The following is a 664-nucleotide window of genomic DNA, read 5'->3' as shown; positions in this document are numbered from 1 at the left end:
GTAGCCCAATATATCCTAATGGCTCAAAGTTAAATGGTGATCTTGATTTAAAAATCATGCTTTTCCAGTTTTTAAGCCAGGTTACTGAAGTGATTTCATCAAATTCTCCGAATAGCACATGATCTATACTCCATAGATAAAGTGCTATATAAGATATGAAGATAAATATACCGATTACAAGTACTTTCTTTTTGTAATACAGTTTCTTCAGTAATTTCATTTGACCACCTCAGTATTAGGATAAAATGCATACCATGCAAACCACATAACATCAAAATAAGTCATTGAGTTAAGTTTATTAGTCCCATCGGTTCCCAATCTGTTCCAAGTTCTATTTTTCTGGTCGATGAACTTGCCATCTGAGTATGTAAAAATGAGCTTTTCGTTATTTAGTTTTGAATAAAACACGCGAACAGCATCTATCTGATTATCATAAAAAGCTACTCCATTTTCATTTCCAATAGAAAAGTTTACAACACCTTTCTCTAGTACAATATCTGGGTCTAAAGCGATTATATTATCGCCATGTTTGATACCAACGACAATTTTTTTGCTGTTAAATGTTTTATCGCCTTCGTTCATTGTCTTGAACATGGATTCACCTGAAAGGTAGTAAGAATTTTTATCTTCTTTTTCATATGTTCCATATGGATTAGTATAGTAG

General features: G+C 32.2%; 2 protein-coding genes. Both read right to left on the bottom strand.

All coding sequences use genetic code 11. The features are described 5' to 3' along the window. On the bottom strand, positions 1–220 hold a 220-nt coding region (locus AC3AX0_RS08890; RefSeq protein WP_487549943.1), incomplete at its 3' end, for a hypothetical protein. Further along, positions 217–664, bottom strand: a 448-nt coding sequence (locus AC3AX0_RS08885) for a DUF3179 domain-containing (seleno)protein (RefSeq protein WP_487549942.1), incomplete at its 5' end; no start/stop codon positions are given. The genes AC3AX0_RS08890 and AC3AX0_RS08885, both read right to left, overlap by 4 nt.

This window comes from Dethiosulfatibacter sp. (genome assembly GCF_983023055.1).
This window is presented reverse-complemented; position numbering and strand designations above follow the sequence as displayed.